The 22,382-nt window shown below is 71.1% G+C and carries 24 protein-coding genes; 12 read left to right on the top strand and 12 right to left on the bottom strand.

Features of this window, described 5'->3' with window-relative positions; translation table 11 throughout:
* Positions 1 to 354: 354 nt before the first annotated feature.
* The 5 genes from I8N67_RS37225 to I8N67_RS37205 form a co-directional block, all read right to left on the bottom strand.
* Positions 355 to 717, bottom strand: coding sequence for a hypothetical protein (locus tag I8N67_RS37225; protein WP_200308711.1), 363 nt, complete (start codon positions 715 to 717; stop codon positions 355 to 357).
* A 124-nt stretch (positions 718 to 841) separates the two neighbouring features.
* The gene (locus I8N67_RS37220) at positions 842 to 1,492 is read right to left on the bottom strand and encodes a TetR family transcriptional regulator (protein ID WP_307835484.1); all 651 of its coding nucleotides are present in this window, start codon (positions 1,490 to 1,492) and stop codon (positions 842 to 844) included.
* A 122-nt stretch (positions 1,493 to 1,614) separates the two neighbouring features.
* Positions 1,615 to 2,703 carry a catalase family protein gene (locus tag I8N67_RS37215; protein WP_200308709.1) on the bottom strand — a complete coding sequence of 363 codons (1,089 nt, stop codon included), beginning with the start codon at positions 2,701 to 2,703 and terminating at the stop codon, positions 1,615 to 1,617.
* 25 nt (positions 2,704 to 2,728) lie between these two features.
* Entirely contained in the window at positions 2,729 to 4,063 is a 1,335-nt protein-coding gene (locus I8N67_RS37210; protein WP_200308708.1) for a Dyp-type peroxidase, read from the bottom strand.
* A gap of 12 nt (positions 4,064 to 4,075) precedes the next feature.
* On the bottom strand, positions 4,076 to 4,681 hold the full coding sequence (locus I8N67_RS37205; protein ID WP_200308707.1) for a hypothetical protein: 606 nt from the start codon (positions 4,679 to 4,681) through the stop codon (positions 4,076 to 4,078).
* A 420-nt stretch (positions 4,682 to 5,101) separates the two neighbouring features.
* On the opposite strand from I8N67_RS37205, the gene I8N67_RS37200 reads away from it, so the two are divergent.
* On the top strand, positions 5,102 to 5,518 hold the full coding sequence (locus I8N67_RS37200; RefSeq protein WP_200308706.1) for a hypothetical protein: 417 nt from the start codon (positions 5,102 to 5,104) through the stop codon (positions 5,516 to 5,518).
* A 117-nt stretch (positions 5,519 to 5,635) separates the two neighbouring features.
* Here I8N67_RS37200 and I8N67_RS37195 read toward each other — a convergent pair whose 3' ends face one another.
* Positions 5,636 to 7,597: a glycoside hydrolase family 5 protein gene (locus I8N67_RS37195; RefSeq protein WP_200308705.1), complete on the bottom strand. Its 1,962-nt coding sequence runs from the start codon at positions 7,595 to 7,597 to the stop codon at positions 5,636 to 5,638.
* A 225-nt stretch (positions 7,598 to 7,822) separates the two neighbouring features.
* Here I8N67_RS37195 and I8N67_RS37190 point away from each other — a divergent pair, with 225 nt between their 5' ends.
* Complete coding sequence (locus I8N67_RS37190) at positions 7,823 to 8,110, top strand: DUF3303 family protein (RefSeq protein ID WP_200308704.1); 288 nt, start codon at positions 7,823 to 7,825, stop codon at positions 8,108 to 8,110.
* 42 nt (positions 8,111 to 8,152) lie between these two features.
* Positions 8,153 to 8,482: an NIPSNAP family protein gene (locus I8N67_RS37185; protein ID WP_200308703.1), complete on the top strand. Its 330-nt coding sequence runs from the start codon at positions 8,153 to 8,155 to the stop codon at positions 8,480 to 8,482.
* Here the strand turns inward: I8N67_RS37185 and I8N67_RS37180 are convergent.
* A complete protein-coding gene (locus tag I8N67_RS37180) occupies positions 8,479 to 9,375 on the bottom strand; it encodes a LysR substrate-binding domain-containing protein (RefSeq protein ID WP_200308702.1) in 897 nt (298 codons plus the stop codon). The two genes, I8N67_RS37185 and I8N67_RS37180, sit on opposite strands and share 4 nt — an antisense overlap.
* A gap of 58 nt (positions 9,376 to 9,433) precedes the next feature.
* Here I8N67_RS37180 and I8N67_RS37175 point away from each other — a divergent pair, with 58 nt between their 5' ends.
* Together I8N67_RS37175 and I8N67_RS37170 are read left to right on the top strand one after the other, a co-directional pair.
* Complete coding sequence (locus I8N67_RS37175) at positions 9,434 to 10,192, top strand: SCO6745 family protein (RefSeq protein WP_200308701.1); 759 nt, start codon at positions 9,434 to 9,436, stop codon at positions 10,190 to 10,192.
* A 368-nt stretch (positions 10,193 to 10,560) separates the two neighbouring features.
* Positions 10,561 to 10,944, top strand: a complete 384-nt coding sequence (locus I8N67_RS37170; protein ID WP_200308700.1) for a hypothetical protein — start codon at positions 10,561 to 10,563, stop codon at positions 10,942 to 10,944.
* Positions 10,945 to 11,094: 150 nt separating this feature from the next.
* Here the strand turns inward: I8N67_RS37170 and I8N67_RS37165 are convergent, their stop codons facing one another.
* The 3 genes from I8N67_RS37165 to I8N67_RS37155 all read right to left on the bottom strand — a co-directional run bounded on the left by I8N67_RS37165 (position 11,095) and on the right by I8N67_RS37155 (position 13,664).
* Positions 11,095 to 11,607, bottom strand: a complete 513-nt coding sequence (locus I8N67_RS37165) for a CHRD domain-containing protein (RefSeq protein ID WP_200308699.1) — start codon at positions 11,605 to 11,607, stop codon at positions 11,095 to 11,097.
* A gap of 262 nt (positions 11,608 to 11,869) precedes the next feature.
* Positions 11,870 to 13,060, bottom strand: a complete 1,191-nt coding sequence (locus I8N67_RS37160) for an MFS transporter (RefSeq protein WP_200308698.1) — start codon at positions 13,058 to 13,060, stop codon at positions 11,870 to 11,872.
* Between the two features lie 121 nt (positions 13,061 to 13,181).
* The gene (locus tag I8N67_RS37155; protein ID WP_200308697.1) at positions 13,182 to 13,664 is read right to left on the bottom strand and encodes an SRPBCC family protein; all 483 of its coding nucleotides are present in this window, start codon (positions 13,662 to 13,664) and stop codon (positions 13,182 to 13,184) included.
* Between the two features lie 63 nt (positions 13,665 to 13,727).
* Here I8N67_RS37155 and I8N67_RS37150 point away from each other — a divergent pair, with 63 nt between their 5' ends.
* The 5 genes from I8N67_RS37150 to I8N67_RS43360 all read left to right on the top strand — a co-directional run bounded on the left by I8N67_RS37150 (position 13,728) and on the right by I8N67_RS43360 (position 18,927).
* Positions 13,728 to 14,123 carry an SRPBCC family protein gene (locus I8N67_RS37150; RefSeq protein WP_307835483.1) on the top strand — a complete coding sequence of 132 codons (396 nt, stop codon included), beginning with the start codon at positions 13,728 to 13,730 and terminating at the stop codon, positions 14,121 to 14,123.
* A gap of 132 nt (positions 14,124 to 14,255) precedes the next feature.
* Complete coding sequence (locus I8N67_RS37145) at positions 14,256 to 15,383, top strand: sugar ABC transporter substrate-binding protein (protein WP_200308695.1); 1,128 nt, start codon at positions 14,256 to 14,258, stop codon at positions 15,381 to 15,383.
* 30 nt (positions 15,384 to 15,413) lie between these two features.
* Positions 15,414 to 16,190: an ATP-binding cassette domain-containing protein gene (locus I8N67_RS37140; RefSeq protein ID WP_307835482.1), complete on the top strand. Its 777-nt coding sequence runs from the start codon at positions 15,414 to 15,416 to the stop codon at positions 16,188 to 16,190.
* Positions 16,181 to 17,455 (top strand): sugar ABC transporter permease, encoded by a 1,275-nt coding sequence (locus I8N67_RS37135; protein WP_200308694.1) that lies wholly within the window; start codon positions 16,181 to 16,183, stop codon positions 17,453 to 17,455. The genes I8N67_RS37140 and I8N67_RS37135 overlap by 10 nt, the downstream gene beginning before the upstream one ends.
* 137 nt (positions 17,456 to 17,592) lie before the next feature.
* Positions 17,593 to 18,927, top strand: a complete 1,335-nt coding sequence (locus tag I8N67_RS43360; protein ID WP_234046893.1) for an NAD-dependent epimerase/dehydratase family protein — start codon at positions 17,593 to 17,595, stop codon at positions 18,925 to 18,927.
* Positions 18,928 to 18,983: 56 nt separating this feature from the next.
* Here the strand turns inward: I8N67_RS43360 and I8N67_RS37115 are convergent, their stop codons facing one another.
* On the bottom strand, positions 18,984 to 20,096 hold the full coding sequence (locus I8N67_RS37115) for a sensor histidine kinase (RefSeq protein WP_200308693.1): 1,113 nt from the start codon (positions 20,094 to 20,096) through the stop codon (positions 18,984 to 18,986).
* A gap of 4 nt (positions 20,097 to 20,100) precedes the next feature.
* Positions 20,101 to 20,844: a response regulator transcription factor gene (locus tag I8N67_RS37110; RefSeq protein ID WP_200308692.1), complete on the bottom strand. Its 744-nt coding sequence runs from the start codon at positions 20,842 to 20,844 to the stop codon at positions 20,101 to 20,103.
* Between the two features lie 115 nt (positions 20,845 to 20,959).
* Between I8N67_RS37110 and I8N67_RS37105 the strand changes: the two genes are divergently transcribed.
* Both I8N67_RS37105 and I8N67_RS37100 read left to right on the top strand, forming a co-directional pair.
* A complete protein-coding gene (locus I8N67_RS37105; RefSeq protein ID WP_200308691.1) occupies positions 20,960 to 21,700 on the top strand; it encodes a glycosyltransferase family 2 protein in 741 nt (246 codons plus the stop codon).
* A gap of 14 nt (positions 21,701 to 21,714) precedes the next feature.
* On the top strand, positions 21,715 to 22,332 hold the full coding sequence (locus tag I8N67_RS37100) for a TIGR04282 family arsenosugar biosynthesis glycosyltransferase (protein WP_200308712.1): 618 nt from the start codon (positions 21,715 to 21,717) through the stop codon (positions 22,330 to 22,332).
* The last annotated feature ends 50 nt before the right edge of the window (positions 22,333 to 22,382 follow it).

Genomic DNA, 22,382 nt, shown 5'->3' with positions numbered 1-22,382 from the left:
GTGGCCGCAGACCGCCTCCAATAGCGGTGGGACCTTACGTCGACAGGAAACAGGCTTCGCTGGAAGCTCTGTGCACACGCGAACACGCTCTCCAGCCAGGACATCCGACCGAGCCCAGCCGGCGCAGCCCCGTGCACATGCTCCTTCTGCCCACGCTCCTTCGAAGCCGTGCCCATAGCGTGCCCGTAAGGGCGGGCAGCCACGGTCAACAACAGTGTGAACCAACCTGCACGACGACCGATACATAAGGAATCCGCGCAGGTCAGAGTCGCAGATCCCGCCCAAGCGCCGAAGCTTCCCAAGCTGAGAGTGCGAGTTCGATTCTCGTCACCCGCTCCATGATGAAACCCCAGGTCAGTAGCCTGGGGTTTGTTTGTCTAGGCCAATTCGGGGATTGCGTGCCCTCTGCGTGCCCCAAGTCGGGGCCGAGCAGTCGCCTCCAGGGCCTCCGAGTATCACCTTGCGCCACTCAACCCTCGTCGGTGCCCTTCTCGACCTTTCCTCCGCCGTCCGGGTTGTGCTTGAGGACGACGGTCCCGCGCGTCGCCCCTCGGACTCGACGTGCCGCAGCTCTGTCTTGAAGCCCTTGTACTTCAGGATCCGGGACACTTCATCCTCGTCCTCGTCCTTGTCCGTCACGTCCGGCACGTCGACCTCGGGCGCCCCCGTGGAGACGGTGACCGAGACTGCCTCGCCCTCGGTGAGTCCCCCTTCCATGGGGCTCTGCTCGCAGACGTGACCTTCGGCTGGCCGGCACGGGGTCCCCGCTTCTCGACGGTGACGGCTTAACGAGGCTGAGGCGCACATGCCGAGACCCCGGCGCCTTGGCACCAGGGTCCGTTCACATCTGCGTCTCAGCTGCCGGGACGCGCCTCAGCCGTCGGCTGCCATGCTCCGCGGCGGCCAGCTCCTCGGACACGGCACACGCCCACTTTTCCGGCACACCGGCCGCGATGAGCGTGGCGACGGCTACGCGCGTGCCGTCGTCCTCCAGCGCCCCGGTGTTGACCTCTTCCAGCAGGGCGACCGTCATCCCCTCCAGACCGGCACTCAGCACGGCGGGCGGCAGATGGGTGTGGAAGCGTCCGTCCCGCTGTCCCCGTTCCACGATGGCCGTGACCTTGAGCCGGGCGGGGCCGAGGATCTGGGTGACCCGTTCCATGCCCAAGTCCCGCTGGGCGAGCGCCAGGAGCATCCGGTAACGGTCACCCACCGGCCACATCGACAACGAGAAGTGCGCGAGTGCCCGCTCGGCCGGTTCCGTCGCCTGTGCCGCGACCGCCAGCGCGGCCTGGACAGCCTGGGCGGCCTCCTCGGCCAGCGCCTCCAGGAGCGCCGCCCGTCCGGGAAAGTGCCCGAAGACAGTGCGCCTGACTACACCGGAAGCGCGGGCCAGCTCCTCCAGGGTGATGTCAGGGTTGCGCCCCAGCTCCTGGCGCGCGGTGGCCAGGATGCGCGCCCGGTTGGACCGTGCGTTGCGTCGCTGTGGCACGCGGCCGACGGGCTGGGAAACGGAAAGACCTCGATGGTGACAGGACGGAGAACGGGTGGCTCCATTCTGCACGCGGCCCCCGGCCCGATCCGCGGCCACATCCGCGGATCGGGCTGCCGCGATCAGGCGGGCAGTTCCTTGATGTCGGACGGCTCCTGGCGCTCGATGCCGTTGAAGCGGTGGCGGAAGTCGCTGGAGGCGGGATAGGCGGCGCGGCGCGAGCGCATGATGGAGCCCAGGGGGCGGTGGGCTTCCAGGGCGTGCCAGGGACTGAAGGAGAGGACGTCGTCGGCGTAACGGCGGCGGGCGTCGCTATAGGCGTCCTGGGCGGGCAGGTGCAGCACCGCCACGGTCTCGTGCGGTGACATTTCCTCCGGCCACAGCACGGAGGCGTCCTCCACCGGCATGCGGTCGATGTCCGTGCACAGCTGAGCGCGGATGTCGTACTCGGCGCTGTTGTGGCCGAAGAAGTCGACGACCAGGTCACGCAACGCCGATTCGCCGTCCTTCTTGTCGACCTGGCTGCCGGTGAGGGCCCTGACGTTCGCCGAGCGGGGCGAGGCGGACATCTTGGCGACGTGGTCGCCGTAGCGCAGGGCGGCCATGGAGTGGAAGGTCTCGCCGAGGATGTGGTGGTTGGCGGCGGCCAGGGTCTCGACCGCCGGGGGCAGCGGGCGCCCCACTCGGGTGAGGGCCTTGGCGGCGGCGCGGGCGGCGAGGCCGGTCAGCTGGACCTGCTGGTCGCTCTGGCGGGGCTGCTTCTCGAGCAGGCCCTGAAGCTTGGCGTACTCGGCGATGTTGCCGAAGGGCAGGGTGGGGTGGTTGACGAGGAGGAAGTCCTGGGTGGTGAAACCGTCGTCCAGGGCGCGGGGCCCGGGCGCGCCGATCACCTTGATCGCGAGGCCGCGCTGGACGGGTACCTGGTCGGAGCGCAGGTCGCCGGGGGCTGAGGAGAAGCGGACGATCACCGGGTAGGTGGCCGGTTCGGCGAAGAGGCCGTGGGCGAGGTGGGCGGGCAAATTCGGCCGGATGCGCAGTTCACCGGCGAGAACACCGTGGCTCTTGGCGTGGGCGTCGCGCAGGCCGTGGCGGTGTTTGTCGGCGACCTGCTGGTTGGCCTTGCCCATGGCCTCGACGACCTGGCGGACGAGTTCTTCCTCGTCCGGATAGGGCTGTTCGAGGTCGGGCCGGTATCGGACGTACGAGGTCATGGGGGGCCTCCGCGAAGGGTTCGGGTCAGGTGCCGCTGAGCCAGCGGATGGCGGACAGACTCGGCATGAAGAAGTACTCGCCGCCGAGCAGGGTGTTGAAGGACTGGATGTTCTGCACCCTGCGAGGCGGGGTGCCGGGCACGGTGAAGTAGGCGCCCTTGTCCTGGAGCGAGATCATCGGGTCCTTCTCCTTGCCCAGGCCCATGAAGTTGCCGGAGCCGACCCATTCACTCTGCAGGAACTCGACGTTGTCGATCGCCCGGGCGCCGAGCGCGATGAAGTCCAGGCCGCGCGACGTGCCATCGTCCTTGAGCCGGTCCGGGGGCAGCGGGGTGCCGTAGGAGGTGCCGCGTCGGATGATCCGGCGGATGTTGACGTCGGACAGCACCGTCAGCTTCGTGTCGCGCGGGTTCATCCGCCGGATGTGGGAGCCCAGCGGGGTCTGCAGCCCACGCGGGTCGGCGGCGTAGTCGAAGTCGTTGATCTTGTTCGGGTTCTCGCCGATCGCGGGGTTGTCGCGCTCCGGTGCCAGGGCCAGTGGTGCGCCGCTGCGCCAGCGGCCGACGAGCTTGGCCGCCAGCAGTTCACGTTCGGCTTCCGTACGGGCGTTGTCGTGCAGCCACTTGTTGAAAGCGGCGACGTGGGAGTGGTACTTGCGGAAGACGACGTAGGTTCCGTTGCGGCCGAGAACGTCCGGAGTCGGCACAGGCAGCGGAACGCCCGTCTCGCTCGGGTGGCCGAGGACGAACTCGCCGGCCTTGATCGGCCTGCCGTCACCGGGCAGCGGCTCGGCGCCGCTGCCCTCGACCACCGGCTGGCTGAAGCCGTCCCGGTAGCCGAAGACGTTGAACCCGTCGGCCGCGAAGTCCTGGTGCGACAGCAGCCGCACACCGGGAACCTCGCCCAGCTCCTTCTCATAGGCGGCCACTTCGGCCCGCCAGTCGTCCTCGCTCGCCGCGTAGACCGTCACGGCGGCATGCACGCGCGGTGTGCCGAACGGGAACTCCCAGCGCTCCGGCGCGTTCACGCCGGTGTCGCGCAGCCGCTCGGCGCGGGCGGCCATCCCGGCACGGAAGTTGGCCGGGAAGGAGGCCAGCGACTCCTCCGGCACGCCCAGCGCCACCAGCCCCTGGTAGCTGAGGGCGAGAGCGAGCCAGGACGGGCGCGGTTCGTCCCAGCGGGCCGCCGAGGTCACCCGGGGGGCGAGCCGGCGCAGCAGTTCCCGGCCCGCGGCGGGCTCGGTGATCTCCAGGATCGCGTGGGTGCCGAAGTAGGGCTCGGGCCGGGCCCGCAGCAGGGTCGCCTGGATGTCGTCGAGATCCAGGGTGGGCGGACGGCGTAGACGCCGGAAGACGGACATGGTGCGAGCGCCTTAGTTGAGGTCGGTGAGGAAGCGCTGTACGGCGGCCTCCTGGCGCTTGAGCCGGTGGGCTTCCGCGACGGTGAGGTTGGGGTGGGAGACGAACCACGCCTCCGCCGGGATCTGGTACTTGACGATGAAGTCCTTCACGTCGGGCGAGGTGATGCCGGGCCAGCCCTCGACGTTGCTGAACAGGTAGTCCATGAACTCGGGGATCTTGGTGGCGAAGTCGTCGATGTAGGGGTCCCACTCGCCGTCGAAGGCGGTCGCGAACAGCAGCTTCGTGTCGTTGTCGAGGAACACGAAGCGCATGTTGTGCAGGGTGCCGACCTGGCCCGCGCCCGCCAGGTTCCCTCCGACCAGCTTGAAGAACTTCCGCAGCCTTTCGGCGCCGTTCGGCTTCAGCGGCAGGATGATCGTCAGCTCGGAGACCTCGCCGCTCTTGGCGCCGATCCGGCCGGCGGTCGTGACGGCGTGCTCGGCCATCTCCTCGTCGGCCAGCACCTCGGCCACCCGCAGCTTGAGCGCGATCTTCGCGTCCGCCAGTGTGGCGTCGACCTTCTCCCGGACCGTGGCGGGCAGCCTCTGGAACTTCGCGTGCAGATCCTTCTCGCTCATGGCACCTCTCCTTGGGGATCAGACAGCTCGAACAAGTCGGCCGGCCCGACTCGCAAATTCTCACATAAGCCCACAGATCGGGCGTTACCAGAGAGGGCGGAAGGTGAGCGAAAATCACCTTCTGACTATCTCCGCATAAGTGATTACATCATCAATTCCCTATCCCTGCTTGTCAACGCATCACTCACAACCGACCACATGATCCACGCCGCTGTGAGACAGATCGCCTCACAACACCATGGTGGGTCACTCCGTCTCACAGATGACGGCCCCCCGACGCACCCATCACTCGATGAGTTTCCTGATGGCGGATCACTTCTCCGGACCGCGCATCCTCTTCGATCCCGCGTCCCCCGCGTCCCCCGCGTCCCCCGCGTCCCCCGCGTCCGACGCGTCCGACGCGTCCGACGGGCCCGGAACGTGCTCGAGGGTCGCTTCGACAGCCTTCGCACCAGGCAGGGCAGCAAGCCGGACAACGCAGGCTCGGCGTCGCGAGGCAGCGGGAGGAGAAGGCCGCGCGCTGTCCCCGTACCGAAGGCATTCGCCGGTCTCGATCACATACCAACGACGCTCGATGGGATCGCCCCGTACCACCGGATCAAGCTGAAGCGGGACAAGCTCCTGTGGGCCCTCGAGCTGGCCAGGCATCTCGGCAACGAAGCCCTGCAGAACACCGAAGCCGCCTGGCTCACCGACAAGCTCGGAGATGCCATACCGACCCGGGACATGAACGGTCATTTCACGGGTCTCCGCCGTGAGGGATTCGCCAACCGCTCCATGAGTGACAACGCCATGCGGATCACGGAACAAGGCGAGGAGTACCTCAGGTCTCTGTGACGCGATGCCGACGTGAAGGGGGCGTGCCGGGCAGGGCCCTCCGCGTCTTCAACGGCTCACCGGTGCAGGGCCTGTCCATCCGCGACCGGCTGCCCGGCAACCACGATCGATGGCGGATCAGCTCAGCTGTCGGCAGTACAGCGCGTCGGGGGTGCGCGACGAGCCCACCCGGCCCGTGTAGGCGATCCCGGCCGCGTACTCGTCGTCCGCGCACTGGCCCTTGTGGTGGCCGGGCGCGAAGTCGCCGCCCTTGGCGCTAAAGCCTCTGTTGTCGCCGCGGTCGAACCAGACGGTGCGGCCGCTCGTGCCGTCGATCGAGCCGGGCGGAGCGGCCGCGCACAGGACGGCGGAGACGGCGGCGCCACGGACGCTGTAGCCGGTCAGGAAGTGGCCGTCGGGGCACTGGAGTTTGGTGTATCCGGTCGCCCAGTCCCGGCCCGGCGCGACGTACCGCTCGTCGACGATCACCTTGTGTCCGGCGGCCGGGTCCCACACGGGGCCGGCGGACACGTTCGAGCACAGGCCCCGGTTGCCGGTGTGGCTGAGGCCGAGGAGGCGCTGGCTGTCGGGGCAGACGGCCTTGCGGGCTCCGGAGTCCCAGTCGGGCAGGGCACGTATGCACCGCGACGCGACGAAGTCGCCGTGGTCGGGGCTGAGCATCGACCAGTCCGCCACCGGGTCGATGCGGCCGGTGCGGCCCTGCGCCCCGACGAGCCGGGTCCAGGCGGTGGCACGCCAGTCGTCACCGTCGTACAGGCCCATACGTCTGCCCGCCGAGTCCCAGTGCAGCAGGGCCCAGCCGTTGCCGGTGCGGCCCTCGTGCCAGCCGACGAGCGGCCAGTACGCGAAGTCGGCGTCGGTGCGGATCAGGTGGTCGACGAAGTTCACGAACCAGGCGCGCTGACCGGCGCCGGTCTCCTCGCGGCCCCCGATGCCGAACTCGCTGATCCAGACGGGGGCGGTGAAGTGCCGGTCCTGTTCGGCGGTGACGAAGAACGCCTGGCGGTTCAGTACGTCGATCAGCTCGGCGGGGGTCAGGTCGCGGTAGCGGGGGTCGGTCGTTTCGCCCGTTCCGGTGGCGCCGCTGTGGTGGGGGCCGGTGTAGTCGTAGAAGTGGGCGGAGTACACGAGCTTGCCGGAGTCCACGAGCGTGTGCGAGAGACGGCGTACGGGCTCCAGGGTGGGACGTTCGTGCGCGAGGCCGTCGACGGGGATTCCGGTCCAGTTGATGCCCTCGACGATGATCAGCAGATCGGGGTTGGCCTCCGTCAGGATGCGGTCGCCCAAACGCTGCGAGGCGGTGAACCAGTCGTGGTTGTCGCCGAGGCCCCAGTTGGGGTCGTCCCAGATGTCGCGGCGCACCTCGTTGTAGAGGTCGGCGCCGACGACACGCTTGTTCTCCTGGTAGCGACGGGCCATGAAGAGCCAGTCGTTCTCCCAGGTCCCGGTGGACCGGCTCGCGTTCCAGCGTTCGTTGCCGTCGACTCCGCAGCACCAGCGGGTGGTGTTGGTGTGGTTGTTGAGGATCACGGCGAGGCCGGCGGCGGTGAGTTCGCGGACGACGACGTCGTACACCTGGAGCGGGGTCCTGCCGCGCAGGGAGGCGTTGGCGGCGACGGCATCGTCCGCGACGGGGACTTCGTCATGGATCATCTCGTTGGAGAAGGGCAGTCGGATGCTGTTGATCCCGATCTCCCGGAAACCGGCGATGATCTCGGCCAGCGCGGCGCGGTCCAGGCCGAGCGGTATCCGGCCCGAGTTCTCGCCCGCGTGGTGGTTGACGTCCTCGTCCACGCTTCCTGAGCCGTTCCAAGTGCCGCTGGCTCCATGCCAGTTGCCGGAGCGCAGCTTGAAGCGGTCTCCGTCCGCGTCGACGATCCAGCGGCCCCGCGTGCTGAGCGGTGCCGTCCAGTCCGCCGCGGCCACGGCGACGTCGGAAGGAGTGGCCGTCTCCTGGGCGGGACCCTGTGCGGGCCCCTGTGCGGGCCCCTGTGCGGCCGCGGGGACGGGCGTCAGGGACACCAGGAGGAAGACGGCGGCCAGAGTGGCCCTCACGATGGATCGGCGCACGGCCACCACCCACGAGACGGAATTGTCATGACAGCGTCATCATGACCGCCGACGCGCAATTGGTCCAGTCCTGCGCGCGTCGCTCGTGTGCCCTCGCCATGAGCCCCCGGCGTCACGTGAGGCGTAGGAGATGTTGCGGTCGGTGATCGGCGGAGGTGACGCTGAGCGGGATGCACCGGACCCGGCGAGCGCGGACGGAACCGCGCAGGTCACGGTGGACGAGGAGAGCGCGCGATGCGAATGATGATGAAGGCCCGCATGGACACCCAGATGTCGAATCAGGTGACGAAGGACGGAGCGATGCCCAAGTCGCTGAAGTCGGCCATCGAGCAACTGAACCCCGAGGCCGCCTACTTCACCCCCGAGGGCGGGCGCACCATGTTTCTCGTGTTCGACATGGAGGACAGCTCGCAGCTGCCCTCCATCGCCGATCCCTTCTTCCAGGAGATGGGCGCGGAAGTCACCTTCGAGCCGGTCATGAACCTCGACGATCTGCAGAGGGGCCTCGCGGCCCTGCAGTAGCCGAGCGGCCTCCCGAAGGTCGGCACACGGCATCATGCGGGTGTGATCACGATTCATCTGAAGTATGAGATCGATGCCGACAAGCTTGAGGATTTCGAAGAGTACGGTCGGCGCTGGGTTCGGCTCGTCGACCGTTTCGGCGGGAGACACCATGGCTACTTCCTGCCGAGTGAGGGCGACAGTGACATCGCCTACGCCCTCTTCTCGTTTCCCAGCCTGGCCGCGTACGAGCAGTACCGCACGGACAGCATGTCCGACCGGGAGTGCCAGGAAGCGTTCGAACTGGCTCGTGAGACCCGTTGCATCAAGCGCTATGAGCGTCGATTCCTCCGGCCGCTCGACGGCCTGGATGGCATGGATGGCCTGGACTAGGCCCAGTGCCTCGCGGCGGTGCGCAGGGCCGTGATGACGGCTGTGGTCGTCGGGTTCGGGGTCTCGGTGTGGCGGGTCGCGGCGAACAGGAGGCGCTGGATCGGGTGGTCGTCGATGGGGGCTGTGCGGATTCCGGGGGTGGCCGGGTCGATGGCCGTCCGGGGGACGAGCGCGGTGGCGAGACCGGCTCGGGCGAGGGTGAGCTGGGCGGCGATGTCGGCGGTGACGTAGCGCGTCGTGGGGGTGAAGCCGGCCTGGTGGCAGGCGTGCAGGATGGCTTGTCCGCAGTCCGTGGTGGGGGGCGGCAGGGCGAGGCCGTGCGCGGCGAGTTCGCGCAGGGCGACGGGCCGCTCGTCGCCCTGGCCGGCCGCGGTGACGACGAGCAGCGGATCGTCGAGGAGCGGCGAGACCTCGATGGCCCGGGGTGTGGCGTCGGGCAGGTGGTGGTACCTCTGCCCCAGCACCACGTCGACGGCGCCGAGGGTGAGTTCCCGCAGTTGCGCCTGGTCGGCGATCACGCAGGTCACGGTGAGCTGCGGGTGGTGTGCGCCCAGCTCGTTCAGTGCGGGGGCCACGATCCGGGCGACGGTCGACGGCAGCGCGGCGAGCGTGGCGGTGGCGCCGACCGTGCCCTTGACCGCCGCGACGGCGCTCTCCGCCTCCTGTACGGCGGCGAGGATCCGGTCGGCGTGTTCGAGGAGCACCCGGCCCGCCTCCGTCAGCGCCACGGTGCGCCCGTCGGGGCGCAGCAGATCGGCTCCCACGTCCCGCCGCAGCGCGGACAACTGCTGGGACACGGCACCGGCGGTCAGCGCCAGTGACTGGGCGGCCGCGGCGATGGAGCCTCGGGCGGCGACGGTCTTGAGCATGTGCAGACGGCGGAGATCCAGCATGACTCGATAGATTACCTAAAGGGTTTCATCAGAAATAACCCCCTTGACCTGTTGGTTCATGGTGAGCGACCTTCAGCGCATGGAGATCTTCGACTGCATCGCCGCGGTGGCCCGGCCCATCCACGACTTCGGTGACGAGTTCATGTCCGACGAGGCGACCGCCGCCGTGGGTCTGCGTGCCGGGTTCTCCCCGGGGCGCGGCTTCTACTGCCGCGGCCGGTTCGGGGTGCTCGGCGAGGCATCCGTCCCGGTGGTCCAAGCGGTCCAGGGCTTCCTCGGCCCCGGCCTGGTCACCGCGGGCTGGCTGGCGGGCCGGTCCGTGATGCCGGCGGAGGAGGCCGCCTGCTGTTATGCGCGGGCCGTCCGGGAGTGGGGGCGCGCCCACATCCCCGCCGGCGTCGACGTGGAGCACTTCAACCGCTTGGCGCAACAGCTGATCGACACCGCCGACGCCGACGCCCTGCCCCTGTTCGCCGGCTGGCGCGCGCGGCCATGCCCCGCCGACGACCCGGTCGGTGCGGCCATGCAGCGCGTACACGTACTGCGGGAACACCGCGGCGCCTGCCATCTGGCGGCGGTACGCCTGTGCGGGCTCAGCGCCCGAGAGGCCGTGGTCATCAACCTCGGCGTCGAACGGGCGGCCCACTACGGCTGGCAGGAACCACATTCCGTCGCCGAAGCCCTCATCCCCCGATGGCGGCGTGCCGAGCAGCTCACCGACGAGCTGCAGGCACCGCTCTACGCCACCCTGGCCGACCGGCAACGGACCGAATTCGCCCAGCTCGTCGACGCGTTGACCACTTCCCCGGCCCCGTGACCGCGTGCCTGGCCGCCGTCGCTGACCAGGCACTCCAGTCGTACGGCCCCGAAGCCGGGCAATGAGACAAGGGCCGAGCGCCGACTGCCCACGGTGGTCGAGATTTCCGCCGGCACCGGACGGCAGCACGGCCTGCCTCCCGCGGCGCGAGCCGGACGTCTCCGAGGCGGCATCGCGCCGCCCTCGGTCGACGTACGCGTGGACGAGCCGCCCCCGGAGGGTGGGACAGATCCGCGTACGCGGTTCCCGGCCTCGGCCTGGGCGGCGTGGCCGTTACGATCGGCCCATGACGTCACATCGGGCGGATGCCGCGTAGACCCCCGCGCGCGGTGCGGTCCACCGCGCCCGACGGGCGGAGCTGTGGTGCGGTGAGCACGCCGCTCATCAGCGCGTGTCCTGGGCCGCCGGCGTGTACGGCCGTGCACACGTACCTGTTCGTCGATGGCCTCGACGTGGTGACGCGCGGCGACAGCAGGATGGTCGGCCTCGGCCCGAGGGAGCTGCTCCGCCCGGGCGGACCGCTCTGTCCGACGGATACGCCGGGCACGGTGGAGGTGGCGGCCCAGGAGCGGCCCGAGCCGGGGCCGGACAGGCTGACCGTCCGGATCCGGCTCCGGGGCGAGACGGTCATCTGGTCCGACCTGATGTACCCCGGCCTCGACGACGGGGTCATCGAGGAGGTTCGCTTCCATCTGGAGCAGTACCTCGGCGAAGTCGAGCGAGCGTACGCGGCGTTGAAGGACCACCCCTGATCGCGTAGCGGTCGGCGACACCGCCTGGGAGGGGGCGCGCCCAGGCGTACGGCGCCACAAGCCCCCTGCCCCCTGCCTGCGGGTTCTCCGCGGGCAGGGGGCAGGGGGCTTGATGCCGTGCCGGAGGGGTCTCCGGCCGTCAGCGTCTCGCTAGGCGAGCTGGCCGCGGATGGCTCCGGCGGGGAACTCCTCGTTGTGGACGTTGACGTAGAAGAAGAAGGCGTCCCGCTTGATGCCGTCGAGTTCCCAGGCCGTCAGTACTGTCGCGGCGTTCTTGGGGTTCTGATCCCGCTGGGCCCGGATGCAGTCGCTGACGATGCCGTTCTTGGGGGGTGTCTTGAGCGTGACGGCGATGGGTCCCGCCTCGCCTCTCGGGGCGATGTGGATGTGGGCGGCGGTGGGGCGGCGGATGTCACGGACACTGAGCTTGTAGCAGAGCGTGTCATGGTCGATCTTGTACACGAACCGGCCATGACCGTCGGGGTCACCCGGCCCGGGCACTTCCTGCCGGCCGTCGAGGCGTACGTTCCCGGAGGTGCGCTCGTCGCCCGCCCTTACGGAAACGTCCGAGTCTCCTGTCGAGGCGCCGGCTGGTATCGCCAGCGAGGCCAGCATCGCCGTGGTGGCGAGGGCAGCTGCCGAGGCAGCGGTCAAGACACGCATTCCTGTGCTCCTGTCGTCGGTTCGTGAGTGACACGGCGTGGGACCCGTACACCGCGCTCCTGGAAGATCGTTCGATCGATCCGAAGCTGACGCTAAGCCGCATATGGCCTTCTTGCATCCAAAGCGAGCATTTGGGGTATGCCGCCCAGTCGGACCCGCTCCGCCGACGACGAAGGACGCGCGGCTCACGGCCGCATACCAACGCACGGAGCAGTGCGCGGAATCCGGCGGACAGATGTGTCGTCACCGTCTCCGTGCGCGGTTATGTTCTCGTCGGAACCGGTCGCCGGAGCAGGTAGGCCGCCGCGGTCGTGACCAGGACGGCCATGCAGGCGATGAACACCAGGCCCGCGTTCTCCAGGCCGATCGGGTCCGTGAGTACGCCGACGCCGATCACCGGTACCGAGATGCCCGCGTAGGCCACCACGAAGAGGGTCGAGATCACTGTCGCGTGCCGGCCCGCCGGAGACGCCTCGGCCACCGCGGCGAGCGCGCCGCGGAACGCCAGGCCCTGGCCGGCTCCGCCGACGAGGGCGCTCAGTACCACCAGCGACATCAGGTTCCAGTGCAGTGCCCCCGCCAGCAGGGCCAGTCCGGCGAGGAGGAAGGCGCAGCCCAGCGGCAGGGACCGGCCCACCCCGACTCGGCCGACGGCCAGTTGTCCGGCGGTCGAGGCGAAGAAGGCCAGGGCGACGACCAGGCCGCTCACGGCGTGGTTGTCCACGTCCAGGGACTCGGCGAGGAACGCCGGGCTGACCGATGTGAAGACCCCGAACAGCGCGAACCCCACGAACGAGGCGATCGCCGCGGGCGCGAACACCGCCCGCACCCGCACGGGCAGAGCCGGCCGGCGCGGCCGTACGGTGCTCAGTGGCTGCCGCTCCCGCACCGTCTCCGGAAGCCGCAGCAGGACGGCGGCCGAGCCGGCCAGCAGGGCGAGATGCACGGCGAACGGCAGGTACAGCGGCCACGGGGCGTATTGCGCGAGCACCCCGGCGAGCAGCGGACCGCAGCCCAGTCCGCCCATGTTGGCGGCCGTCGCCACGAACGTGGCGCGGGAGGCGCCGCCGTACGGCGCCAGCTCCATCACGAACGCCGTGGCGGCCCCGGTGAACAGACCGGCGGAGAGGCCGGACAGCAGCCGCCCCGCGTACAGCCAGCCCAGCCCGGTGGCACACAGGAAGCAGGCCGCGCTCGCCGCCGCACAGCCCAGTCCCCACAGCAGCACCGCACGCCTGCCCACGGCGTCCGAGGCGTTGCCCACCAGCAACAGCACGCCGATGACCGCGAAGGCGTACACGGCGTACACCACGGTCACCGTCAGTTCGGAGAACCCGAACTTCTCCTGGTAGAGGGGATAGAGGGGGGTCGGCAGCGTGGTGCCGGCCATGCACACGGCGAACACCGCCCCACTGAGCGAACACGCTTGCCACCCTCGGCGATCACCGTCCACGCCGCTGACGGTATCCCCGCACGCCGCGCTCCGCCCGCATCCGATGCGGCACGGATACGGCACGGCAGGGGCTGCCGCTCTACCGGTTGGCGGGTGGCGGCCGGCGCGCGGCGACGGGCGGTCAGGTGCTCGTGGGCGGTGGCGGTGGCGGTGGCGGTGGCGGCTCCAGCAGTTTGTGCTCCAGGTCGCGCAGGTCCTTGCCGATGGATGAGCGGACTTTCCGTGCCATGACGGGCGCGGCCAGGCGGTAGAGGCGGCCGGCGTCGCCCCGGACGCGGATGCCGGCGAGGGTGCCCGACGGGTGCCGCGTGAACGTGTACGTGACATGCATGGGCATCGGGCCCGCCACGGACACCATGTCCAGCAGTTCAGGGGGGTCGTACGAGGCGACGCGCAGGACGTAGTCGATGCGCCTGCCGAGGAAGTACGCGGTTCGGGTGACCTCGGCGCCGATGCCGAAGCCGCCTCCGTCGGCCTCCCTGGTCAGTCGCGCCGTACGGATGCCCTGGGTCCACTCGGCGTCATGGCGCCAGTCCATGGCGTAGGCGGCCACCTGTTCGGGTGGGAGCCGGATGACGCGCTCCGCTGTCTCGTCGATCGGCATTCGTCTCCGGACCTCCGGTCAGTTGTTCCAGTCAGGGTTCCACCCGCTGACCCCGAGCGCACGGTGGAAGGCGGGGGCGTCGACGGACGTGGGAAGCGGCGGGCCGAAGGCACCGGTGGCGCGGGCGTGCTCGGCGATCTGCTCGACCGCGTCGAGCACGGACTGACGACGGTCAACGGCGAGAACGTCGCCGAGGGCCGCTTCGTCGAGGTCGATCCGCCCAAGCGGCCCGTCTTCACCTGGGGCTGGGCCGAGGGCGCGATGCCCGTACCGCCCGGCTCGTCCACGGTGGAGATCACCCTCGAAGCGGTCCCCGACGGCACCCTGCTGCGCCTGGCCCACCGCGGCCTGCCCTCGCCGGAGGCCTGCGCCGCGCACAAGGAGGGCTGGACGCACCACATGGACCGGCTCGCGACAGTGGCGACCGGCGACGACCCGGGGCTCGACGACTGGATGTGAGCCGGACGTGCGCCGGATACGCCGGATACGCCGGATGCGAGCCGAACGGGGCGGGACCGGCGGCTTGACTGCGCTTGACCTTAAGATTCCATTACGGGGCAAATTCAGACGAATTCTCCTAAGGAACTGACCATGGGTCTCGGTGTCAGCCTTCCGGCCGTGAAGCGCGGGTCCCTCGCCCGTATGTCTGTGGCGGTCGCCGTCGCCGCCGTGCTGGCTCTGAGCGGAGCCTGCGGCGGGGGCGGGGGCGACGGGGGAAGCGGCGGGGGCGGCGACAGCCTCACCGTCGGTGTGCTGCTCCCGGGTGGCGGAGCCTCTCGCTTCGGGCAGTTCGACAGGCCCCTGATCGAGAAGAAGCTGAAGGAGCTGTGCCCGGACTGCCCGGCGGCGACCGTCGCCGCCACGCCCGAGCCGACGGTCCAGCGGCAGCAGCTCGACGCCATGATCACCAGAGGCGTGGACGTCCTGATCGTCGCCGCCGTCGACTCCGAGGCGCTGCGCTCGTCGGTCGAGGCCGCGGACCGGGCCGACATCCCGGTCGTCGCCTATGACCGGCTCGCGCAGGGCCCCATCTCCGGTTACGTCACCTTCGACGGCGAGATCGTCGGCAAGCTCCAGGGCGAGGCGCTCCTGGAGGCCATGGGCTCGGAGGCGGACGGCGGCCAGATCGTCATGATGAACGGCGCCACGACCGATCCCAACGCCGACTGGTACAAGCGGGGAGCGCTCTCCGTCCTCCAGGACAAGGTGGAGATCGGCAAGTCGTACGACACCGTCGGATGGCGGCCGGAGAACGCGTACACCAACATGACCGGCGCCATCTCCGCCCTGGGCGCGGACAACATCGACGGCGTTCTGGCCGCCAACGACTCCCTCGCCGGCGCCGTGGTCTCCGCCCTCGACGCCGCCGCGGTCAGGCCGCTGCCCCCGGTCACCGGTCAGGACGCCGACCTCGCGGCCGTACAGCGCATCGTCAGGGGCGACCAGTACATGACCATCTACAAGCCCTTCAAGCCCGCTGCCGACGCCGCCGCCGAGATGGCCGTCGCCCTGGGGCGCGGCGAGAGCATCGACTCCATCGCCACCGGCACCGTCGACAGCCCCACCACCAAGGATGTCCCGGCGGTCCTGCTGCCCTCGGTCTCGGTGACGGCCGACAACATCAAGGACACCCTGGTGAAGGACGGGATGTACACCGTCGACCAGATCTGCACCCCCAAGCTCCGGTCCGCCTGCGACCAGGCCGGGCTCACCCGGTGACCGTCCCCCGAGGGTGGAAGGAGGTGGCCCGTGGTTCAGCCGCTGCTGGCGTTGCGTGGCGTCTCCAAGCGCTTCGCCGCCGTGCAGGCGCTCGTGGACGTCGAGCTGGAGATCAGGGCCGGGGAGGTGGTCGCCCTGGTGGGCGACAACGCCGCCGGCAAGTCCACCCTGGTCAAGGTGATCTCGGGAGCCGGTCCCGCCGACAAGGGCGTCATCGAGTGGGAGGGCGGTGCCGTCCAGATCAAGCGGCCGCAGGACGCCCAGGCCCTGGGGATCGCGACCGTCTACCAGGACCTCGCGATGTGCGGCAACCTCGATGTCGTCGCCAATCTCTTCCTCGGCCGGGAGATCCACCGCTTCGGCATCCTCGACGAGGTGGAGATGGAGCGCCGGACCCGCGAGCTGCTGCAGATCCTGTCCATCCGCATCCCCGACGTACGGGCGCCGCTCGCCACGCTCTCCGGCGGGCAGCGGCGGGTCGTCGCGATCACCCGCTCGTTCCTCGACCCGCCCCGGCTGCTACTGCTCGACGAGCCCACCGCCTCGCTGGGCTTCGAGCAGACCAACCAGCTCCTCGACCTCATCGAGGAACTGCGCGACCGGGGTGCCGGGGTGCTCCTCATCAGCCACAACATGGGTGACATCAAGGCCGTCGCCGACCGGGTCGCCGTCCTGCGCCTCGGCCGCAACAACGGCCTCTTCAACGTCAGCACCACCTCGCAGGAACAGATCATCTCCGCCAGCACCGGCGCGACGGACAACGCCGCCCTCGACCGCCCGCCGCGCCCGGAGGAGGCATGGCCGTGAGGGGCGGGTGGAGGGAGTGGAGGAGAGGGATCCAGGTTCGCGGCGCCGGCCGGCGCCGCGACGGGCGCCGGTGGTACGCCGGGCATATCCGGACGTACGCGGGTGCGGCGCGCCGCAGGCTGCGCGAAGGGGAACTCGGTCCGGCGCCGGCCCTGCTCGCTCTCGCCGTGACCTGGATCGTCTTCCAGAGCCTCAACGAGAACTTCCTCTCGCCGCGCAACCTGTCCGTCCTCGGCGTGGACATCGTCGGCACCGGGATGGTCGCCGTCGGCGTCGTCTTCGTCCTGCTGATCGGTGAGATCGACCTGTCGGTGGGCTCGCTCGCGGGCCTGTCGGGCGCCCTGTTCGCGGCGTTGAACGTGACCCATGGGATGTCGGAATGGCTCGCCGTGATCATCGCGGTGGGCTGCGGGGCGGTCGCCGGGGCCTTCCACGGGTTCGTCTTCACCAAGATCGGCGTACCGGCGTTCGTCGTCACCCTCGCGGGTCTGCTGGCCTGGAACGGCCTGATGCTCTACCTGCTGGGGCCGGAGAGCACCATCCACTTCAGCGAGGACGGGTTGGTCGCCGAGCTCACCGGCCGCCACTTCGGCTCGGCCGCCGTCGGCTACGGCCTGGCGGCGCTCGGTACGGTCGCGTATCTGCTCGTCGCCCACTACGACCGCGGACGCCGCGTCGCCGCCGGGATGCCGTACCGGCCGGTGGGCGAGATCTGGGCGCGTACGGCGCTTCTCGCGGTGGTCGTGTTCGTCGCCGTGTACGTGCTGGGCCGGTTCGAGGGCCTGCCGCTGGCGCTTCTGATCCTCCTCGGAGTCATCGTCGTCTCCGACGTCCTCCTGCGCCGTACGCCCTACGGCCGGCAGGTCCACGCGCTGGGCGGCGGGGTGGAGGCGGCCCGGCGGGCCGGTGTCGATGTGGCGCGCATGCGGATCTCGGTGTTCGTGGTGTCGGGGACACTGGCCGCGGTCGGGGGCCTGTTCGTCGCGTCCCGGCTCGCCTCGGCGACCCAGGTCCCTGGCTCCGGCATGCTCCTGATCAACGCGATCGCCGCCGCCGTCATCGGTGGGACCAGCCTGTTCGGCGGTCGCGGCTCGACGTGGTCGGCGCTGCTCGGGGTGCTCATCATCCAGTCGATCGCCTCGGGCATGGCACTGCTGGGAGTCCAGTCCGCGGTCCAGTTCATGATCACCGGCGGGGTGCTGCTCATCGCGGTCGTCTTCGACTCGCTGGCGCGGCGCGCGGCGGAGTCGCGGGGGCGGGCCTGAGGGATGCCGGTCCCCGAGCGGGTGTTCGCCCGCGACCGCAGCTCCTCCCGGGCGCGCGAGGGTCGTCCCTTACGGAAGCGTGACGTGCCGGGCGTGGGCGCGGGGGGTCGGGGGTGTGCGGCCGTAGCGTGAGGCGTATGCGTGTACTGGTCACCGGCGGTGCCGGGTTCATCGGGTCCCATGTCGTCGAGGCGCTGGCGGCGCGGGGGCATGAGGTCGTCGTGTTCGACGTGGCGGCGGACGCGGGTGCGGATGTGCGGGACGCGGGGGCGGTGGGCCGGGCGTTGGAGGGGGTGGACGCCGTGTGTCATCAGGCGGCGATGGTCGGTCTCGGCACCGGGTTCGCCGACGCGGCGGAGTACGTCTCCCGCAATGACCTCGGTACGGCGGTGCTGCTGGCCGCCATGGCGGACGCGGGGGTGCGGCGGCTGGTGCTGGCGGGGTCGATGGTGGTGTACGGGGAGGGACGGTACGAGTGCGGGCGGCACGGCGTGGTGCGGCCGGGGCCGCGTGGCGTCGCCGATCTCGCGGCGGGCCGCTTCGAGCCGCTGTGCCCCGAGTGCGGGGCGGAGCTGTCGCCGGGGCTGGTGGGCGAGGACGCCCCGGCCGATCCCCGCAATGTGTACGCGACGACCAAGCTCGCCCAGGAGCACCTGGCCGCCGCGTGGGCGCGGGCGACCGGCGGGACGGCGGTGTCGCTGCGCTACCACAACGTGTACGGGCCCCGGATGCCCCGGGACACGCCCTACGCCGGGGTGGCCTCCTTCTTCCGCTCGGCGCTCGCGCGCGGCGAGGCTCCGCGCGTGTTCGAGGACGGCCGTCAGCGGCGGGACTTCGTGCACGTACGGGATGTGGCGGCGGCCAATGTGGTGGCGCTGGAGGCGGGGTCGGCCGGTTCGGCTGCTCAGGCCGGGTCGGCCGGGTCGGCGGGGTCGGCCGGCTCGGCTGCTCAGGCCGGTTCGGCCGGGTCGGCGGGGTCGGCGGGGTCGGCCGGCTCGGCTACTCAGGCCGGTTCGGCCGGGTCGGCGGGGTCGGCGGGGTCGGCCGGCTCGGCTACTCAGGCCGGTTCGGCCGGTTCGGCTACTCAGGCCGGTTCAGCCGGTTCGGCCGGTTCAGCCGGTTCAGCCGGTTCAGCCGGTTCAGCCGGTTCAGCCGGTTCAGCCGGTTCAGCCGGTTCGACTGCTCCGGCCGCTACGGCCGCTCCGGCCGCTCCGGCTGGTTCGGTTCAGGGGGCCCTGACCTCGTACAACACCGGCAGCGGTGAGCCGCACACCGTCGGGGAGATGGCTCGGGCGCTGGCCGAGGCGTACGGCGGGCCCGAGCCCGTCGTGACCGGGGAGTACCGGCTGGGGGACGTACGGCACATCACGGCCGACTCCTCGCGGCTCCGCGCCGAGCTGGGGTGGAAGCCGGAGGTCGGCTTCGAGGAGGGGATGCGGGAGTTCGCGCGTGCCGGGATGCGTGACTCGTAGGACCGCCGGAAGCTGGGGCTCGTGGCCCCGCGACGGACCGGTGGTGCTGCTCGCGTTCATGAAGCGGCCGTGGGCAGCACCACCTCGAAGCGGCAGCCGCCGGGGATGTTGCGGACCGTGGTGCTGCCCCGGTGGGCCTCGACGATGCCGCGGACGATGGCGAGGCCCAGCCCGGCGCCCGCCGGGGGCGTGCGGGCGTGGGTGCCGCGCCAGCCGGTGTCGAAGACGCGGGGCAGGTCCTCCTCGGGGATGCCGCCGCAGCCGTCCGTGACGGACAGCACCACGCCGTCGGGGACGCGTTCGGCGGCGACCATGACGGTGCCGTCGGCGGGGGTGCGCCGGATCGCGTTGACCAGGAGGTTGCCGAGGACGCGGCTCATCTCCTTGCCGTCCACCTCGACCGGTACCGGCTCCACGCGATCCCCGACGAGCCGTACGCCGTGTTCGTGGGCCAGCGGATACACCCCGGCGAGGGCGTCACCGACCAGGTCGTACGCGGACATCCGGGACGGCGACAGCGCCAGGGCGCCGGCGTGGATGCGGGAGAGTTCGAAGAGGTCGCCGACCATGTCGTTGAGGCGTTCGACCTCGGTGCGGATCTGGCGCAGGTAGCGGTCGGGGTCGGCGGCGACGCCGTCCTCCAGGGCCTCGGCCATCGCGCGCAGGCCGGCCAGGGGGGTGCGCAGGTCGTGCGAGATCCAGGCGACGAGTTCGCGCCGGGAGGACTCCAGGGCGCGCTCGCGTTCCCTGGACATGGCGAGCTTCGCGCTCGTGGCGGCCAACTCGGCGCCGAGCGAGTCGAGTTCGGCGGTGGCCGGGCCGACGGGCGCGGCGAAGGAACCGGCGTCGCCGAAGGAGCGGGCGGCCAGTTGGAGGGCGCGGCTGCGGGCGACGACCCAGCGGCCGAGCAGCGTCGCGGTGGCCAGCGAGACGACGGCGGCCATCGCGACGACCGTCGTGACGACGCTCAGGTCGTGCGGGGAGAGGAACATCGCCCAGGCGACGGCGAGGGTGCCCGCGAGCATCGCCGTCACCGCGACGGCGGCCACGATGGTGATCGACGCGGTGAGCGAGCGGCGCCGCAGCAACCACAACGCCCCGGCCCCGAGCAGCCCGGCCGCGCCGGCCCCGAGGGCGGCGAAGAGTGCGATGAGCAGGGTGTCGAACATGCGCTCAGTCCTCGCTGCCGTGGGGGTCGGACGGGGTGCGGGTCGGGTCGAAGCGGTAGCCGACGCCCCAGACCGTCTGGATCAGGCGGGGGCATGCCGGGTCGTCCTCGATCTTGCCGCGTAGGCGGCGGACGTGGACGGTGACGGTCGAGAGGTCGCCGAAGTCCCAGCCCCATACCTCGCGCATCAGGTCCTCGCGGCTGTGGGCGCGGCCCGGGTTACGGAGGAAGAAGGCGAGGAGGTCGAACTCGCGGAGGGTCAGGGCGAGTTCGGTACCGTTCTTGGTGGCGCGGCGGGCCGCGGGGTCTACGGCGAGGCCGGCCGAGCGCAGCGGGCGCGCACTCGGCGCGGGCCGGGCTCGGCGCAGTACGGACTCGACGCGCAGGACCAGTTCGCGGGGACTGAACGGCTTGGTCACGTAGTCGTCCGCGCCCACCTCCAGGCCCAGGATGCGGTCGTCCTCGTCGCCGCGCGCGGTGAGCATGACGACCGGCACCGGGCCGCGCGCCCGCATCCGGCGGCACACCTCCAGGCCGTCCATGCCGGGCAGCATCAGGTCCAGCACGACCAGGTCGGGCCAGTGCTCGGCGGCGCGGGCCAGCGCGGTCGGTCCGTCCCCGGCGCGGTCCACGGCGTATCCGGCCCGGTCGAGGTATCCGGCGACGACCTCGGCGACCGTGGGGTCGTCGTCGACCACCAGGACGCGCGCCGCCCCGGCCGCTCCCGGCTCGTGTGGGTGCTGTTCCATGCCGCCAGCCTCGCACCACGCCCCGCGTCCGCGCCGCCCCGGTCGTGTGCGGAGGCCCCGACGTCCGCATTCCGTAAGGACAGAGAGTCCGTTATGTGAAGTTCATCCCCGTAGGGTGAAAGCCGTGACGACCTCTCCCACACCACCGGACGTCGACGTCGTGCTCCCCTGCCTGGACGAGGCCGAAGCCCTGCCCTGGGTGCTGGCCCGCATCCCGGCCGGCTGGCGCGCCCTCGTCGTGGACAACGGCTCCACCGACGGCTCGGCGGACATCGCCCGCCGGCTGGGCGCGACCGTGGTCCACGAGACGCGCCGCGGCTTCGGCGCCGCCTGCCACGCGGGGCTGACCGCCGCCACGGCCGACATCGTGTGCTTCTGCGACTGCGACGCCTCCCTCGACCCCTCGCTCCTCGTCCCCTTCGTACGTGAAGTGGCGGACGGGCAGGCCGATCTGGTGCTCGGCAGGCGCCGCCCGCAGGGGCGGGGCACCTGGCCCGCGCACGCTCGCGCCGGCAACCTCGCGCTCGCCAGGCTGCTGCGCCGCCGCACCGGACTTCGCCTGCACGACCTCGGCCCGCTGCGCGCCGCCCGCCGTGAGCCGCTGCTCGCCCTCGGCCTCACCGACCGGCGCAGCGGCTACCCGCTCCAGATGGTCGTCCGCGCCGCCGACGCCGGCTGGCGCGTCACCGAGCACGACGTGCCGTACCTGCCGCGCACCGGCGCCTCCAAGGTCACCGGCACCTGGCGGGGCACCTGGCAGGCGGTACGGGACATGAGCCGCGTACTGAACGAGGCGACGGCGCCGACTTCCGTGGCAGGAACCGCGGCCACCACCTCGGGAGGGACCCGCCCATGACCACGCGCCTCGCCATGACCACGCTCCTCGTCATCGCCAAGGAGCCCCGGCCGGGGCGGGTGAAGACCCGGCTCACCCCGCCCTTCACGCCCGACGACGCGGCGGCGCTCGCCGAGGCCGCCCTGGTCGACACGCTGTGCGCCGTCGCCGCGACGCCCGCCCGCCGCCGCGTCCTGGTGCTGGACGGGGAGCCGGGCCGGTGGCTGCCGCCCGGTTTCGACGTCGCAGCGCAGTGCGCGGGCGGACTGGACGAACGGCTCGCCGCCGCCTTCGCCGGCTGCGACGGCCCCGCCCTGCTCATCGGCATGGACACCCCGCAGGTGACCCCGGCCCTGCTGACCGTGGACTTCACGGGGTGCGACGCGTATTTCGGCCCGGCGGAGGACGGCGGCTTCTGGGCCCTGGGACTCGCCGAGCCCGATCCCCGGCTGCTGCGGGGCGTGCCGATGTCGACGCCGGTGACCGGGGCCGTCCAGCGGGAGCGGCTGGTCTCGGCGGGCCTGCGCGTGCGCGATCTGCCCCGGCTGCGTGACGTCGACACGGCGTACGACGCGGAACTGGTGGCCGCCGACGTGCCGGACGGCCGGTTCGCCGCCGAACTGGCCCGGCTCACGGCGGTCACGGGTCGATGAGTACGAGCACCGAGACGGGTGCGGGTGCGGGTGCGGGTGCGGGTGCGGGT

It is taken from the genome of Streptomyces adelaidensis, from assembly GCF_016598475.1.
GTDB classification, from domain to species: Bacteria; Actinomycetota; Actinomycetes; order Streptomycetales; family Streptomycetaceae; genus Streptomyces; species Streptomyces adelaidensis.
The sequence above is the reverse complement of the archived record's forward strand: the minus strand, read 5'-3'. Positions and strand labels throughout refer to the sequence as shown.